The sequence below is a fragment of the Rhodococcus sp. AC861 genome (assembly GCF_979256035.1).
On the sequence record NZ_CEEDMW010000004.1, the window covers coordinates 304,754 to 320,499 of the forward strand.

Genomic DNA, 15,746 nt, shown 5'->3' on the forward strand with positions numbered 1-15,746 from the left:
TCTCGTCCGCACTGCTTCATCCGCACCGACCACAGGAGTTCGCCATGACAGCGCCGTCACTGGACATCCACATCACCGCAGAGGACCTGCAGAAGTCCCTGCGCGAGGATGCCCTCCGCGGGCTCACCGCCACCCCCAAGTGGTTGCCGCCGAAGTACTTCTACGACGCCACGGGGAGCGAGCTGTTCGAGCGGATCACCGAACTCGAGGAGTACTACCCCACCAGGACCGAGCGCGGCATCCTGGCCGAACGTGCAGCCGACATCGCGCGCATCACCGACAGCGAGGTGTTGATCGAGTTGGGGTCCGGCTCGTCGGACAAGACTCGGCTGCTGCTGTCCGCCGGGCTCGAGCACGGCACTCTGCGTCGCTACGTTCCGCAGGACGTGTCGCCGTCGGCGCTCACCGGGGCGATGGAGGATCTGGGCCGCGAGTACCCGACCCTCGACGTGCACGGCGTGGTCAGCGATTTCACGGACATAGCGGGCACATCGGAGCTCGGTCGTAGTGCCCTGGGCGCGTTACCGTCCGGTGGTCGGCGCACCATCGCGTTCCTCGGTGGGACGCTGGGCAACCTGGTGCCGCAGGAACGCTCGGACTTCCTCACCGACCTCGCGCGCACCCTGAACACGGGCGAGTTCCTGCTCCTGGGAGTCGGATTGGTGATCGACCCGGCAGTTCTCGTTCCGGCGTACGACGACGCGGAGGGAGTCACCGCGCAGTTCGACCTCAACGTGTTGTCGGTGCTCAACGGGACGCTGAATGCCACGTTCGACACCGACGACTTCGAGCATGTCGCGGTCTGGGACGAGCGGAACGAGTGGATCGAGATGCGGCTGCGCTCACGGCGCGCCCACACGGTGCGGGTCGAGGAACTCGACCTCGACGTGGACTTCGCCGCAGGCGAAGAGATGCGTACCGAGATCTCGGCGAAGTTCCGACGGGAATCCATCACGGGCGAACTCGCCGCGGCGGGATTCGCCGTCGATCAGTTCTGGACGGATGCGGACGAGCGCTTCGCAGTGGTTCTCGCTCGGAGGTAGTCACGACCGAGAACGACCGGCGGGCCGAGACGGAGTTTCCGTCTCGGCCCGAGCCGTCCTATGCGTTGCCGTTGAACAGGGAAGTCACGGAACCGTTCTCGAAGACCTCGCGGATCGTCTTGCCGAGCAGAGGTGCGATGGAGAGCACTGTCAGCGACGGGAACAGCTTGTCGTCGCTGATGGGCAGCGTGTTGGTCACGACGACCTCCTTGGCGCCGCACGAGGCGAGGCGCTCCGCGGCCGGGTGGCTCAGCACGCCGTGCGTGGCGGCGATGACGACATCGCCCGCGCCGGCTTCCTTGAGCACCTTCACCGCGCCGGCGATGGTGCCGCCGGTGTCGATCATGTCGTCGATCAGGATGCAGGTGCGTCCCTCGACGTCACCGACCACGCGGTTCGACTTGACCTGGTTGGGCACCAACGGGTCTCGCGTCTTGTGGATGAACGCCAGCGGTGCCCCGCCGAGCGAGTCGGCCCACTTCTCCGCGACGCGCACACGGCCGGAGTCGGGGGAGACCACGGTGATGTGCTCGAGGTTGTAGCCCTCGCGGATGTGGTCGGCGAGCTGACTGTGCGCATGCATGTGGTCGACCGGGCCGTCGAAGAAGCCCTGGATCTGATCGGTGTGCAGATCGACCGTGATGATGCGGTCGGCGCCGGCCGTCTTGAGCAGGTCGGCGACCAGGCGTGCGGAGATGGGCTCGCGGCCGCGGTGCTTCTTGTCCTGGCGGGCGTAGGGGTAGAACGGCAGAATCGCGGTGATGCGCTTGGCCGATCCGCGCTTGAGCGCGTCGATCATGATGAGCTGTTCCATGAGCCATGTGTTCAGCGGGAACGGATGGCTCTGGAGCACGAACGCGTCGGAACCGCGGACGGACTCCTCGAAGCGGACGAAGATCTCGCCGTTCGCGAAGTCGCGGGCCGTCTGAGGGGTGACCTCGATTCCCAGTTCCTCGGCTACCTGCGCGGCCAGCTCGGGATGAGCGCGACCGGAGAAGAGCATCAAGTTCTTCTGGTTGTCGATCCAGTTGGCTGTGGTCACTGCTCTACTCGCCGTCCTCAATGTTGGTACTCGTGTCGTGCTCGGTCGAGCGGGCACGTTCGGCGGCATCGGCCGCCGGCGTTCCCGGACGTTTCTTCTGCACCCAGCCCTCGATGATCCGTTGTGGACCACCGGATACGGCCAGCGCGCCCGCCGGTACATCATGACGTAGGACGGTTCCGGCACCCGTGTAGGCCCCGTCGCCCACGCGGACCGGCGCGATGAACATGGTGTCGGAGCCGGTGCGCACGTGCGAACCGATCTCGGTGCGGCTCTTGCCGACGCCGTCGTAGTTGACGAAGACGCTCGACGCCCCGATGTTGGAGTGCTCGCCGATGGTGGCATCGCCGACGTAGGTCAGATGGGGCACCTTGGAGTGGGCGCCGATCGTGGCGTTCTTGGTCTCGACGAACGCGCCGAGCTTGCCCTCGACTCCCAGTTCGGTACCGGGACGCAGGTAGGTGAACGGGCCGACGGTCGCGTCCGCGCCGATGATCGACTCGGAACCGTGAGTGCGCACCACCGAGGCGCCGGACCCCACGGAGACGTCGGTGAGCGTGGTGTCGGGTCCGATGACGGCGTGTTCTCCGATGGCGGTGCGGCCGTGCAGCTGGGTTCCCGGCTTCAGGACGGCGTCGCGTCCGATGGTGACCTCGACGTCGACCCACGTCGTTGCCGGATCGACGACGGTGACACCGGCCCGCATGTGACGGGCGAGCACGTGGTCGTTGAGGATGCGCGTGACCTCGGAGAGCTGCACCCGGTCGTTGACCCCGCGGACCAGGGCCGCGTCGGTGAGCTGGGTACTGAACACGGGAAGTCCACGGCTGCGGGAGATCTTCAGGACGTCGGTCAGGTACAGCTCGTGCTGGGCGTTGTTCGTGCCGAGCGAGTCGAGCGCCACGCGCAACGACGCCGCGTCGAAGGCGTAGACACCGGAGTTCACTTCGGTGATGGTCAGTTGCTCGGGGGTGGCGTCGGCGTGCTCGACGATTTCCTGGACCCGGCCCGAGGAGTCGCGGACGATGCGTCCGTACCCTGTGGAGTCCTCGGGGACCGACGTCAACACCGACACGGCGACGGTGTCGGGGGAGGACAGGTGATCGTGCAGCAGGGCCTGCAGGGTGTGGGCGTCCAGCAGGGGGACGTCGCCGGCGGTGACGACGACGGTGCCGTCGAAGTCGTCCGGGAGGGACGCGAGACCGCACTGGACTGCGTGTCCGGTGCCGTGCTGCTCGTCCTGGACTGCGATGTCGATGGTGCGGCCCAGAGTCTCCGCGAGGTGTCCGACCGCTGCCGCCACCTTCTCGCGATCGTGGCCGACGACCGTCACCAGATGATCGGGATCCAGACCGTCCGCCGCGTGCAGGGCGTGCGCCAGCATGGACCGCCCACCCAGCTCGTGGAGCACCTTGGGTGTCGCCGATCGCATTCGACTACCCGCCCCCGCGGCGAGCACGACAACAGCGACCTTCGACGTCATGAATCTCCTCGAGCGACTTCGGTGGACGGACCGAACGTTTCGTTCGGCACCACCCGTGACCAGCGAGCTTCGGCTCCGCCGCCAGGATTCGAACCTGAACTATCTGAACCAAAATCAGAGGTGCTGCCATTACACCACGGCGGATGGTTGCCCCGGCCGATCGTGCGCCGAGCGCGTCGATCCTCGCACGAGAGCCCCCACTGCGTAAAACGAATCCGGGGCGGTCGTGAAACTCTTGCAGACATGACGTCGACGCCTGATGCGCCCCGCGATACCGAGCGCAGCGAGCCACGGGACAGCGCGGTCCCACCGGAACGCGCACCGAGGGTTCGCATGACCGGTACTCAGCGCAGAGCACAGCTGATCGAGATCGGTCGGGCCCTGTTCGCCGAGCGCGGCTACGAGGCGACGTCCATCGAGGAGATCGCCCAGCGCGCGCAGGTGTCCAAGCCCGTCGTCTACGAGCACTTCGGCGGTAAGGAAGGCCTGTACGCGGTCGTGGTGGATCGAGAGATGTCGACTCTGTTGTCGATGATCACCTCCTCGCTCACCGAGAACAGGTCCCGCATCCGTGTCGAGAGGGTGGCGTTGGCTCTGCTCACGTACGTCGAGGAACGCAGCGACGGATTCCGGATCCTGGTCCGCGACTCCCCGGTGGCGGCGGCGGAGGGGACGTACTCGAGCCTCCTCAACGATGCGGTCGGGCAGGTAGGTCACATCCTCGCCGGCGATTTCTCCCGACGCGACATCGATCCCGCCAATGCCCAGCTGTATGCGCAGGCATTGGTCGGAATGGTCTCCATGACGGCTCAATGGTGGCTGGACGAACGGTCGCCGTCGAAGGAGGTCGTGGCCGCTCATATCGTGAACCTGTGCTGGAACGGGCTGACGAATCTGGAGCCCGATCCCCGCTTGGGGAGCTGAAAGCGCGGGTATCATCGGTGGTAGCGACGATGGACCGACGTCGTGGTCGTGACGACACGACACTCGGACTCCTGGACGAGTGCCCGTGGGCCGTAGTGGTCCAGTGGTACCGTTCTCGCGTTGTTCACGGATTCATTGCCCCAAACTTTCGAGGCGGAACGCATGGTTAGACAGGCACGCGCCGAGATCACACGCGACACGGTGCTCGCGGGGGCAGCCCATGTCTTTCTGCGTCTCGGTTACGCCAATGCCAGCCTCAGCGAGATCATTTCGCAGTCGCAGGTCACCAAGGGCGCGCTCTACTTCCACTTCGGGTCGAAGGAAGAGCTGGCTCGCGCCGTCATCGACGAGGGTGTCAAGCGCCTCACCGTCGCGTGCCGTGCTCTCGACGACGGCCGCATTCCCGCTCTCGAAGCGGAGATCGGCGTCTCGTACATCACGGTCGACCTCGCGGTCACCGATCCGATGGTGTCGGCCATGTTCCGGCTCAAGCACCAGATCGGCGACTACCGCGGCACCGGTGAGAACGTCATGGAGGGGTGGTCGGAGTACCACACCGGTCTGGCTCGCCGCGCGATCGACGAAGGTGACCTCGAACCCGACCTCGACCCCGTGACCACGGGAATGCTGTTCCTCGAGGTCATCGTCGGCGCGCACATGGTTGCCGTGGCCACCGACAGCACCAAGGAGCTGTCGTCCCGTATGGAGCGGCTCTGGCACTACCTGCTCCCGTCGCTGGTTCCCGCACGCAAGCTCGATTACTTCCGCGAGTTCGCCGCGCGCCGCGTCCTCCGCTACGGCGCCTGACACCTCGCCGGTCGGAGTTGTCGGCCGCACCTCCTAGAATCGGGAGTGAATCGTCGCCGTCGGGTTGCCGCCCTCGAGGGGTGTCCGCACCTCGGCTCGATCACGTCGTCTTCTCGTCAGGAGTTCTGCTGGTGTCCTCGCCGTCCGTTCATGATTCCGCCGCTACGTTGGCCGGTGGCAGTATGTCGGGCCTCCTCGAGTGCGCGCTGCGTGACTCGTCTCTGACCCGGATCGTCGAGATGTCGGGGAGGCCGACGGCCACCCTCGTCGCACCCACACCCGCCCGAGCCTTCATCGCGGCGGCGATGGCGCAGACGACGCCCGTCCTGCTCGTCACCGCCACCGGTCGCGAAGCGGACGACCTGACTGCAGAGCTCACCGAGATGGTGGGCGGTGCGGTCGCGCAGTTCCCGTCGTGGGAGACGCTGCCGCACGAGAGGCTGTCGCCGGGCGCCGACACCGTCGGACGTCGCATCGAGGTGCTGCGCAGGCTCGCCCGTCCCGACGACGCCGACTACGGCGTCCCTCTGAAGATCATCGTCACCACGGTTCGCTCGGTCCTGCAGCCCATGGCGAAGGGACTGGGGGAGATCGAGCCCATCGGGCTGCGTGTGGGCGTCGAGATCGACTTCGAGGATCTGCAGAAGCGCCTGGTCGAACTGGCGTACACGCGCGTCGACATGGTGGGCAAGCGCGGTGAGTTCGCGGTGCGCGGCGGCATCCTCGACCTGTTCTCCCCGACGGCGGACTACCCGGTCCGCATCGAATTCTGGGGCGACGAGGTCACGGACGTCCGCGCCTTCGCGGTCGCCGACCAGCGGTCCATTCCCGACGTCGAGGTCGATTCGGTCATCGCCCCGCCGTGTCGGGAGATGATCCTGGACGAGGCCGTCCGTGAGCGCGCCGCTCGTCTGGCCGCCGACAACACGAGCGACGCCGCGCTGGTGGAGATGCTCGAGAAGATTTCTGCCGGCGTCCCCGTCGAGGGCATGGAAGCACTGCTTCCGGTCCTGAAAGCCGGTGGACTCGAACTTCTCACCGACGCCCTGCCCCCGGGCGCCCACGTCCTGGTGTGCGATCCGGAAAAGGTCCGCACTCGCGCCACCGACCTGGTGCGCACCGGCAAGGAGTTCCTCGAGGCGTCGTGGACGGCCGCCAGCATCGGCGCCCACGCACCCCTCGACACCAGTACCCTCGACACCAGCAACCTCGATGCCGACGGCACCGAGGCGACGTCCGACCTGCTCGACCTCAGCGCGTCGGCGTACCGCTCGCTCCGCCAGGTCCGCGAGACCGCCGACGCCGCCGGTCGTCCGTGGTGGACCGTCGGCCCGATGGCGTCGGGCAGCGACGAGGAGATCGTCCTCGACGTGGACGCCGCACCGGACGTCCGAGGGTCGGAGGAAGCGCTTGCGACTCTCTTCCAGATGTTCACCGCGCACATGGCCGCGGGTGGACGCGTCGCCGTCGTCGTCGCCGGGGCAGGAACCGCGCAGCGCACCGTCGAGCGTCTGAAAGAAGCCGGCGTTCCCGCGGTGCACCTCGACGCAGGAGCGCAGCCGGGACCCGACGTCGTCGGCGTTCTCTGCGGGTCTCTGCACTCCGGCCTCGTTCTTCGCGACGCCGCTCTGGTCGTGGTCACCGAGGCGGATCTCACCGGCAACCGGGTCGCCGCCGCCGGTGACGGCAAACGACTCCCGGCCAAGCGTCGTAACCAGGTCGACCCGCTGGCGTTGACGTCGGGGGACATGGTGGTGCACGACCAGCACGGCATCGGCAGGTTCGTCGAGATGGTCGAACGCGTCATCGGGGGTGCACGCCGCGAGTACCTGGTCGTCGAATACGCACCCAGCAAGCGGGGTCATCCGGGTGACCGGCTGTTCGTGCCGATGGAGTCGCTCGACCAGTTGTCCCGCTACGTCGGCGGGGAGATGCCGAGTCTGAGCAAGCTGGGCGGCTCGGACTGGACCAATACCAAGCGCAAGGCGCGCAAGGCAGTTCGCGAGATCGCGGGTGAGCTGGTGCAGCTCTACGCTGCCCGTCAGGCCGCGCCGGGTCACGCGTACGGTCCGGACACTCCGTGGCAGAAGGAGATGGAGGACGCGTTCGCGTTCACCGAGACGGTCGATCAGATGACGGTCATCGCCGAGGTGAAGGCCGACATGGAGAAGGCCGTCCCGATGGACCGCGTCGTCATCGGCGACGTCGGCTACGGCAAGACGGAGATCGGTGTGCGCGCCGCGTTCAAGGCAGTGCAGGACGGCAAGCAGGTCGCCGTCCTGGTGCCCACCACGTTGTTGGCGCAGCAACACCTGCAGACGTTCCACGAGCGCATGGCCAACTTCCCGGTCACCGTGAAAGGCCTCTCCCGCTTCTCCGATGCCGCCGAGTCCAAGGAGACGCTGGCCGGCCTCGCCGACGGCACCGTGGACATCGTCGTCGGCACGCACCGGTTGTTGCAGACCGGAGTGCAGTGGAAGGACCTCGGGCTGGTCATCGTCGACGAGGAGCAGCGGTTCGGCGTCGAGCACAAGGAACACATCAAGGCGCTGCGGACGCACGTCGACGTGTTGACCATGTCGGCCACCCCCATCCCCCGCACACTCGAGATGAGCATGGCGGGCATCCGCGAGATGTCGACCATCCTCACTCCTCCGGAGGAACGCCATCCGGTGCTCACCTACGTCGGTGGTTACCAGGAGAAGCAGGTGGCCGCCGCGATCCGTCGTGAACTCCTGCGCGACGGTCAGGTGTTCTACGTCCACAACCGGGTCAGCAGCATCGACAAGGCGGCCGCGAACATCCGGCGGCTCGTTCCCGAGGCCAGGGTCGTCGTCGCACACGGACAGATGAACGAGGACGCACTCGAGAAGACGGTGCAGGGATTCTGGGAGCGCGAGTTCGACATCCTGGTCTGCACCACGATCATCGAGACCGGCCTGGACATCTCCAACGCGAACACGCTGATCGTCGAGCGCGCCGACTCGTTGGGGCTCTCGCAGCTGCACCAGTTGCGCGGCCGAGTGGGACGTAGTCGCGACCGCGGGTACGCCTACTTCCTGTATCCGCCCGAGAAGCCGCTGACCGAGACCGCGTACGACAGGCTCGCGACCATCTCGCAGAACTCGGACCTCGGCGCCGGTATGGCCGTGGCGATGAAGGACCTCGAGATCCGCGGTGCCGGCAACGTGCTGGGCGCCGAACAGTCGGGTCACGTCGCGGGAGTCGGCTTCGACCTGTACGTGCGGCTGGTCGGCGAGGCTGTCGAGGCGTATCGCGCCGTGGCCGACGGCCGACCGGTCACGACCGACGAGGCGCCGAAGGAGGTGCGCATCGATCTTCCGGTTGACGCGCACATCCCGCCCGACTACGTCACCAGCGACCGTCTGCGACTCGAGGCGTACCGCAAGCTGGCGGCCGCCCAGAACGACGCCGAGATCGGCGCCGTCATCGACGAGCTCACGGACCGCTACGGACCGGTGCCGGCCGAGGTGGTCCGACTGGTCGCGGTCGCAGTGCTGCGGATCCTGTGCCGCTCCTACGGCATCGTCGACGTGCAGATGGCCGGGACGATGGTGAAGTTGGCGCCGATGGACCTACCCGACTCCAAGCAGATACGGTTGAAGCGGCTCTATCCCAGCGCGCAATATCGGGCGACCACCGGCACGGTGCAGATCCCGATTCCGCGCGTTGCCGGTGGTGGAGTCGGTTCGGCCCGCGTTCGCGACGAGGAACTGCTCCAGTTCGTCGCCGACGTGCTGCTCGCGATGGACGGGCAGCCCGCGGGCTCCGTACGAGTCGAGCAACCGATCGGGGTGTGAACGCAGATGACAGTGCTGCTTCTGGATCCCCTCCGTCCGACCATGGTGCCGGTCGCAGCGGTATCGCTGCTGGACAAGCCCGTGGGGTTCACCGAGGAAGTTCCGGTGTCCATCCGCTGGCGTCTGACGGGCTTCACGTCCGCCGGAGACCAGGACCAGCCCGAGGTGCTCATCAGCACCAGCCGGGACAACCCGGACGTGCAGGAACGCATCACCCGCGGTGAGGACGTCATCGAGGTCCCCGTTCCCAAGGGCGGCAATCTCGCCGAGGCCGTCTTCATCATCGACAAGTTGCGGTCCCTCGGCGGGTGGGAGGCGCAGCAGACTCACGAGACTCTCCGGACCTACCTCCTCGAGGAGACCTACGAACTTCTCGACGCCATCGAGTCCGGTGATTCCGACGCCATCCGGGAGGAGCTGGGCGACCTGCTGCTGCAGGTGCTGTTCCACTCACGCATCGCTCGTGACGGCGGGGACGACGCGTTCGACATCGACGACGTCGCATCGACGCTGGTGACCAAACTGACCCATCGCAGTCCGCACCTCGACGACACGTCCGGAGCGCCCGTGGACATCGTGGCGCAGGAGAAGGCGTGGGAAGAGCGCAAGGCCGCCGAGAAGGCCCGGGCGTCGTGCCTCGACGGCATCGCCATGGCTCAACCGTCGTTGGCGTTGGCTCAGCAGGTGGTCACGCGTGCTGTCCGGGCCGGACTGCCCAAAGATTTCGTTCCGGACCACATGCTCGAGGTGCGCATCGACATCACGGACGAGCACGGTGGTGCCAGCGCCGAGGACACCCTGCGGCGCACCGTCAACGAGTTCGTCGCCGACGTCCGTGCCGCCGAACGTGGCGCGGCGATGGACGGCGTCCGGTCCGCCGAGATGGATGCGAGAGCGTGGTCGAAGTACTGGCCGGGCACGGACATGTTCGGCCGTCCGCTCGCCGCCACCGGAACGGACGACGCTCGGATCGCGGCGTCGCACCATCGCCCGCCGGCGCAGGGGAGTGCCGCCACGCGGTAGCGCTGTTCGCTCACGCGAAGAGCGTCGAGCCCCAGTACCCGTCGCTACCGTCGGGCACGCCGGGAGGGCAGGCGAACACGGCCGATCCGACGTGGGAGATGTACTCGTTCAACGCATCCCGACGTGCCAGTGCAGCCTGCATCGGAACGAACTGCGTCTGCGGATCGCTGCAGAAGGCGATGAAGAACAAACCCGCGTCGAGATGGCCGAAGCCGTCGGACCCGTCGGTGAAGTTGTAGCCGCGGCGCAGGATCTTGATTCCGCCCAGCGATTCCGACGACGCGAGACGCACGTGTGCATCCTTGGCGATCGTCGACGAGCCGAGGTCGACGGTGTCGAACTCGGTGCCACCGCTGAGGGGAGCGCCGGTGGCCTTGGATCGGCCGATGACGCGTTCCTGCTCACCCAGTACGGCGCGGTCCCACGGCTCGATCTTCATGCGGATACGACGCGCTACCAGGTAGGTGCCACCGACCATCCAGTCGGTGCCGGCGTCCTCGCCCACCCAGACGTGCTCGTCGACGGCCGCGGTCTCCTCGGCCTTGAGGTTGTTCGTTCCGTCCTTGAAACCGAACAGATTGCGAGGAGTCGCCTGTGTCGTCGACGTCGATGCCGTGCGGCCGAATCCCAGTTGCGACCAGCGTACGGACGCAGTGCCGAACGCGATGCGCGCCAGATTGCGGATGGCGTGGACGGCGACCTGGGGGTCGTCGGCGCAGGCCTGGACGGCGATGTCTCCGCCGCTGCGTGCGGGATCGAGGTCGTCGCCGGGGAAACGCGGAAGTTCCTGCAGCGCAGCAGGCTTGCGGTCGGCGAGGTCGAATTTTTCGAAGAACGAAGGGCCGAATCCGACGGTCAGCGTGAGGTTCGAGGGCAGCAGGCCGTATGCCTCGCCGGTGTCGCCGGGCGGCTCGTACTGTCCGCCGCCGACCACGCCGCCGGGGACCGACTCGGCACCGACGGTGAGCCGCTCCGCCATCGCCGTCCAGGCGGTGAGCATCGCGACGACGTCCTCGCGAGAGGTGGTGGTGACGTCGAAGGTGACGAAGTGCATGCGGTCCTGCGCGGGGGTGACGACGCCTGCCTGGTGCACGCCCCGGAACGGTACGACGGCGTCCGCCGCAGCGGCGACGGGTTGCTCGGGAGCCGTCGACCGGCCGATCACGGCGCCGGCACCGACGGCGAGCGCGCCTGCTCCTACGCCGCCGAAGAGGGCTCGGCGGGAGAGCTTCCGAGGTGGTGTCGCGACGGCGTCCGTGTCGGACTCGCGCTCAGGCGCCTGCGACGACACCCTGCACCTGACTCACCGACGCGGACAGCGCGTCGATCTTCTTCGACAGTTCCTGGCGCTGCGGTTCGGTGACCGTGTCGTAGGAGACGAAGCCGTCGCCCTGACGGAACTTCGCCAGCTCGGTGTCGAGATCGGCGAAGCGCTGGTCGATGGTGGCGGCGAGTTCGGGGTCGCGCTCGGACAACACCGGCGCCAGCGCTGCGACGGCAGCCTGCGATCCGTCGACATTGGCCTGGAAGTCGTAGAGATCGGTGTGGGAGAAGAAGTCTTCCTCGCCGGTGATCTTGGTCTGCGCGACCTCGTCGAGCAGGCCCTGTGCCCCGCCGGCGACGGTGATCGGGTCGACGACGAAGTCGGGGGACTGGACACCGGCGACGAGTTCGTCGACATCGGCCTTCAGCTGGTCCGCGACGGCACCGGTGTCGGGCTGCACGCCCTGCGCCCACAGGTCCTTCTCCAGGCGGTGGAAGCCGGTCCACTCCGTGCCCGGCTCGACATCGGGCTCACGCAGGTCGATGCGGGGGTCGAGGTCGTCGGGGAAGCTTTCGGCGACCGGCTCGATGCGCTCGTAGTAGGTCCGCACGATCGGGAACTGCGCCTTGGCGCTCTCGATGTCTCCCGACTTCACGGCGTCGACGAAGGTCGCGGTGGTCTCCTGCAGTGCCGTGACCTGGCTGACGACGTAACGCTTGTACCCGTCCGCCGCCTCGGCGAGCGTGCCGTCCGCGTCGGTGCTGACAGCGTCTCCGGTGACGACGAAGTCGCCGCGGATGCCGTCGCCGACCATTCCCGGCTTGCACGCCGTCTGGTAGGTGGCGGGTTCGGGGAGGGCGACGATCAACTGGCGGGAGACACCGGGGCCGATGTTCTCGATCTCGCCCATGACGCGATCACCGTCACCGTAGACGTAGAACTCGGTGACCTTGGAGCCGTTGTTGGTCACCTGGAAGGTGGAGCTGCCGGTCTGCGCACTGGTTGCACCCACGTCGCACGAGCTGTCGTTCGCGTCGACGATGATGTCGCCGCCGTCGGCTGCCACCGGCGTTTCCTTCTCGGTGCAGGCCGTCAGTGCCAGGGGCAGCGCGGCCGCGCTGAACAGAAGTCGGGTCGTGGTGCGCATGGAGAAAGGGCCCTTTCGAGAATGGGGTCGGGATGCAGAAATGGTCAGGAGGCCGCGGGTTGCGGCTGGGGAACGGCAGCTGCCGGCCGGACGGCAGGCCGGAGGAACACCGGAAGGACGACCGCGAGGTAGACCACCCAGGCAACGACCTGGAGAACGGTCGGCTCGGGGCGGAAGTTGAAGATTCCCGCGACGACGGTGCCGTACCAACTGCCGGCATCCCAGGTGGCGCTGATGTCGAAGGCGGTGGCGCTGCCACCCGGGAGGACGCCGCCGATCTGCAGTGCCCGCACGCCGTAGGCGAGGATCCCTGCCGCGACGAACACCAGGAAGATGCCGGTGTAGCGGAAGAACTTGGCGAAGTCGATGCGGATCGTGCCGAGGTAGAGCATCACCGTGAGGACCGCAGCGGTCGCGATTCCGGCCAGCAACCCCAGCAGCGGCCAGGAACTTCCGTTGGTGTTCTCGGCATACCCGACCATCAGGAGGGCAGTTTCGATTCCCTCTCGGCCGACGGCCAGGAATGCCAGGGACGTCACGGCGACGGGTCCGACATCGAGCGCGCGGGCCATGCCGGCCTTGAGGTTGCCCGAGATCGACGCCGCGGCGGTCCGCATCCACAGCACCATGCCGGTGACGATGGCGACGGCCACGAGCGATGCCGCCCCGGCGATGATCTCTGCGGTCAGGCCGGTGACGGTGGACGTGCCGAGGTGGATGACGGCGAACACCGCAGCGACCATCGCGACTGCCGATCCGACACCGACCCACACCCATCGGAGCGCGTCCCGACGATCGGATTTGACCAGGAAGGCGACCAGGATCATGACGACGATGCCTGTTTCCAGTCCCTCGCGGAGTCCGATCAGGCCGCTGCCGACCATCTGCGTGGCCACGGAGGGCGCGGACGCTGCGACGAGGAGTGTGGACACGGCAGGTTCTCCTGGAGAAATACGTAGTAGCGACAGGTCTTAGGCAAGGCGACCCTCACTCGATGCTGAACATACACGGGCGGAAGGCCGGAAAACAGCGCTCGATCAGGACTTTGGGTTCTCTTTAACTGTTTATTACTTTCTGTCGGGATGATGGAGTCATGCATCCACTACGCCTCGGGCGTCGACGCGGCACGGCGGTCGCCCTCATCGCCGCCGTGGTCCTGACCGGATGCAGCGAGATCGATCGGCCTCGGATCGAGATACCCGAGGGAGTGCCACCCGGAGTCGGTGCCCCACTACCTCCCATCGACGTCGATGCTCCCGGCAGATCTGCCGATCTGTTGGTGGACTGGGCCGCCCCACTCGCCGATCCGGTCGGTATCGGATCGACCGCACTCGAGTCCTACGGACACGCGGCCGCGGTGATGGCACGGTCGTCGCCCGGGTGCGGGCTGGCCTGGACGACCCTGGCGGGGATCGGCTACATCGAGAGTCGGCACGGAACCTTTGCCGGATCGTCCGTCGGCGTGGACGGGACGTCGGCACCTCCCATCCGCGGCGTGCCGTTGAACGGCACTGCCGGCAACGCCGAGATCGCCGACACGGACGGCGGCGAACTCGACGGTGACACGACGTTCGACCGGGCGATGGGGCCCATGCAGTTCATTCCCGAGACGTGGCGCAAGTGGGGCGTCGACGCCAACGGTGACGGCCGGGCCGACCCGGACAACCTCGACGATGCAGCCCTCACCGCGGGCCGCTACCTCTGCGCGCGGGGCGGCGACCTCACCACTCCCGAGGGGTGGCAACGGGCGCTCCTCGCGTACAACCAGTCGGGCGTCTACTCCAGGGATGTGCGCGACGCGGCCGCCGCCTACTCCGTCGGTGCACGTCCCTCCGGCTAGTCTGTGGGGCGAGCAGTGCCTGCACCATCCACATGCCTGATTAGGAGTTCATTCGTGGCCATCATCGAACAGGTCGGAGCTCGCGAGATCCTCGACTCACGTGGCAACCCCACGGTCGAGGTCGAGGTCGCACTCGACGACGGCACGCTCACGCGCGCAGCCGTTCCGTCCGGTGCCTCGACCGGTGAGCACGAGGCCGTCGAGCTTCGCGACGGCGGAGACCGGTACCAGGGCAAGGGCGTCGAGAAGGCCGTCAACGCCGTGCTCGACGAGATCGCGCCGGCCGTCATCGGCCTCGACGCCATCGAGCAGCGCACCGTCGACCAGGCTCTGCTGGACCTCGACGGCACGGCCGACAAGTCACGCCTCGGCGCGAATGCGCTCCTCGGCGTCTCGCTCGCCGTCGCCAAGGCTGCTGCGGAGTCCGCCGGCCTCGAGCTGTTCCGCTACCTCGGTGGCCCGAACGCGCACATCCTCCCCGTGCCGATGATGAACATCATCAACGGTGGCGCGCACGCCGACAGTGGCGTCGACGTGCAGGAATTCATGATCGCCCCTATCGGTGCACCGACCTTCAAGGAAGCGCTCCGCTGGGGCGCCGAGGTGTACCACTCGCTGAAGTCGGTTCTCAAGGAGAAGGGCCTGTCCACCGGCCTGGGCGACGAGGGCGGTTTCGCGCCGGACCTCGCCGGCACGAAGGCCGCCCTGGACCTCATCTCCGAGGCCGTCGGCAAGACCGGTCTGACGCTCGGCTCCGACATCGCGCTGGCGCTCGACGTCGCCGCCACCGAGTTCTACACCGCCGGAACGGGATACGCGTTCGAAGGCAGCAACCGCTCGTCGGAGGAGATGTCGGCGTTCTACGCGGAACTCCTGGACCAGTACCCGCTGGTCTCCATCGAGGATCCGCTGGACGAGAACGACTGGGACGGCTGGGTCGCCCTCACCGACAGCATCGGTGACCGCGTCCAGATCGTCGGCGACGACCTCTTCGTCACCAACCCCGAGCGTCTGGAAGAAGGCATCGTCAAGGGTGCGGCCAACGCTCTGCTGGTGAAGGTGAACCAGATCGGCACGCTCACCGAGACTCTCGACGCCGTCGACCTCGCGCACCGCAGTGGCTACCGCACCATGATGAGCCACCGCAGCGGCGAGACCGAGGACACCACCATCGCCGACCTGGCCGTGGCCGTGGGCAGCGGACAGATCAAGACCGGTGCCCCCGCACGAAGCGAGCGCGTCGCGAAGTACAACCAGTTGCTCCGCATCGAGGAAGCGCTCGGCGATGCCGCTCGGTACTCGGGCGAGCTGGCGTTCCCGCGACTCGACTTCACGTCGAAGGACAGCTGAGC

At 67.2% G+C, this 15,746-nt stretch carries 12 protein-coding genes and 1 tRNA gene; 7 read left to right on the forward strand and 6 right to left on the reverse strand.

Annotated features, from left to right (window positions below):
• Positions 1 to 44: 44 nt before the first annotated feature.
• Complete coding sequence (egtD, locus tag AC0IX4_RS14930; RefSeq protein ID WP_042574794.1) at positions 45 to 1,043, forward strand: L-histidine N(alpha)-methyltransferase; 999 nt, start codon at positions 45 to 47, stop codon at positions 1,041 to 1,043.
• A 58-nt stretch (positions 1,044 to 1,101) separates the two neighbouring features.
• Here egtD and AC0IX4_RS14935 read toward each other — a convergent pair whose 3' ends face one another.
• From AC0IX4_RS14935 to AC0IX4_RS14945, 3 genes are all read right to left on the reverse strand, one after another.
• Positions 1,102 to 2,085, reverse strand: a complete 984-nt coding sequence (locus tag AC0IX4_RS14935) for a ribose-phosphate diphosphokinase (RefSeq protein WP_082042840.1) — start codon at positions 2,083 to 2,085, stop codon at positions 1,102 to 1,104.
• Positions 2,086 to 2,089: 4 nt separating this feature from the next.
• Complete coding sequence (glmU, locus tag AC0IX4_RS14940) at positions 2,090 to 3,568, reverse strand: bifunctional UDP-N-acetylglucosamine diphosphorylase/glucosamine-1-phosphate N-acetyltransferase GlmU (protein ID WP_042572980.1); 1,479 nt, start codon at positions 3,566 to 3,568, stop codon at positions 2,090 to 2,092.
• A 73-nt stretch (positions 3,569 to 3,641) separates the two neighbouring features.
• A tRNA-Gln gene (locus AC0IX4_RS14945) sits at positions 3,642 to 3,712 on the reverse strand.
• A 189-nt stretch (positions 3,713 to 3,901) separates the two neighbouring features.
• Here AC0IX4_RS14945 and AC0IX4_RS14950 point away from each other — a divergent pair.
• The 4 genes from AC0IX4_RS14950 (at position 3,902) to AC0IX4_RS14965 (ending at position 10,143) form a co-directional block, all read left to right on the forward strand.
• Positions 3,902 to 4,492, forward strand: coding sequence for a TetR/AcrR family transcriptional regulator (locus tag AC0IX4_RS14950; protein WP_042572981.1), 591 nt, complete (start codon positions 3,902 to 3,904; stop codon positions 4,490 to 4,492).
• Between the two features lie 162 nt (positions 4,493 to 4,654).
• Positions 4,655 to 5,299, forward strand: a complete 645-nt coding sequence (locus AC0IX4_RS14955; RefSeq protein ID WP_042572982.1) for a ScbR family autoregulator-binding transcription factor — start codon at positions 4,655 to 4,657, stop codon at positions 5,297 to 5,299.
• A gap of 182 nt (positions 5,300 to 5,481) precedes the next feature.
• A complete protein-coding gene (gene mfd, locus AC0IX4_RS14960; RefSeq protein WP_056072576.1) occupies positions 5,482 to 9,120 on the forward strand; it encodes a transcription-repair coupling factor in 3,639 nt (1,212 codons plus the stop codon).
• Positions 9,121 to 9,126: 6 nt separating this feature from the next.
• Positions 9,127 to 10,143 (forward strand): nucleoside triphosphate pyrophosphohydrolase, encoded by a 1,017-nt coding sequence (locus tag AC0IX4_RS14965; protein WP_082042842.1) that lies wholly within the window; start codon positions 9,127 to 9,129, stop codon positions 10,141 to 10,143.
• Between the two features lie 10 nt (positions 10,144 to 10,153).
• Here the strand turns inward: AC0IX4_RS14965 and efeB are convergent, their stop codons facing one another.
• From efeB to efeU, 3 genes are read right to left on the reverse strand one after another with little or no spacing between them, the layout of a single operon-like run.
• Positions 10,154 to 11,434, reverse strand: a complete 1,281-nt coding sequence (gene efeB, locus AC0IX4_RS14970) for an iron uptake transporter deferrochelatase/peroxidase subunit (protein ID WP_471829648.1) — start codon at positions 11,432 to 11,434, stop codon at positions 10,154 to 10,156.
• Complete coding sequence (efeO, locus tag AC0IX4_RS14975; RefSeq protein ID WP_042572984.1) at positions 11,415 to 12,554, reverse strand: iron uptake system protein EfeO; 1,140 nt, start codon at positions 12,552 to 12,554, stop codon at positions 11,415 to 11,417. Before efeO ends, efeB begins: the two co-directional genes overlap by 20 nt.
• Before the next feature lie 44 nt (positions 12,555 to 12,598).
• Positions 12,599 to 13,438 carry an iron uptake transporter permease EfeU gene (gene efeU / locus AC0IX4_RS14980; protein ID WP_082518310.1) on the reverse strand — a complete coding sequence of 280 codons (840 nt, stop codon included), beginning with the start codon at positions 13,436 to 13,438 and terminating at the stop codon, positions 12,599 to 12,601.
• Positions 13,439 to 13,647: 209 nt separating this feature from the next.
• On the opposite strand from efeU, the gene AC0IX4_RS14985 reads away from it, so the two are divergent.
• Both AC0IX4_RS14985 and eno read left to right on the forward strand, forming a co-directional pair.
• The gene (locus AC0IX4_RS14985) at positions 13,648 to 14,394 is read left to right on the forward strand and encodes a lytic transglycosylase domain-containing protein (RefSeq protein ID WP_471829650.1); all 747 of its coding nucleotides are present in this window, start codon (positions 13,648 to 13,650) and stop codon (positions 14,392 to 14,394) included.
• Positions 14,395 to 14,448: 54 nt separating this feature from the next.
• Positions 14,449 to 15,744 (forward strand): phosphopyruvate hydratase, encoded by a 1,296-nt coding sequence (eno, locus tag AC0IX4_RS14990; protein ID WP_042572987.1) that lies wholly within the window; start codon positions 14,449 to 14,451, stop codon positions 15,742 to 15,744.
• Positions 15,745 to 15,746: the final 2 nt, after the last annotated feature.

Excerpts from the sequence above, each read along its gene's own strand:
- egtD (WP_042574794.1), top strand. The coding sequence starts at position 45 with ATGACAGCGCCGTCACTGGACATCCACATCACCGCAGAGGACCTGCAG.
- glmU (WP_042572980.1), bottom strand. The coding sequence starts at position 3,568 with ATGACGTCGAAGGTCGCTGTTGTCGTGCTCGCCGCGGGGGCGGGTAGT.
- AC0IX4_RS14950 (WP_042572981.1), top strand. The coding sequence starts at position 3,902 with ATGACCGGTACTCAGCGCAGAGCACAGCTGATCGAGATCGGTCGGGCC.
- AC0IX4_RS14955 (WP_042572982.1), top strand. The coding sequence starts at position 4,655 with ATGGTTAGACAGGCACGCGCCGAGATCACACGCGACACGGTGCTCGCG.
- mfd (WP_056072576.1), top strand. The coding sequence starts at position 5,482 with ATGTCGGGCCTCCTCGAGTGCGCGCTGCGTGACTCGTCTCTGACCCGG.
- AC0IX4_RS14965 (WP_082042842.1), top strand. The coding sequence starts at position 9,127 with ATGACAGTGCTGCTTCTGGATCCCCTCCGTCCGACCATGGTGCCGGTC.
- efeO (WP_042572984.1), bottom strand. The coding sequence starts at position 12,554 with ATGCGCACCACGACCCGACTTCTGTTCAGCGCGGCCGCGCTGCCCCTG.
- efeU (WP_082518310.1), bottom strand. The coding sequence starts at position 13,438 with ATGGTCGGCAGCGGCCTGATCGGACTCCGCGAGGGACTGGAAACAGGC.
- AC0IX4_RS14985 (WP_471829650.1), top strand. The coding sequence starts at position 13,648 with ATGCATCCACTACGCCTCGGGCGTCGACGCGGCACGGCGGTCGCCCTC.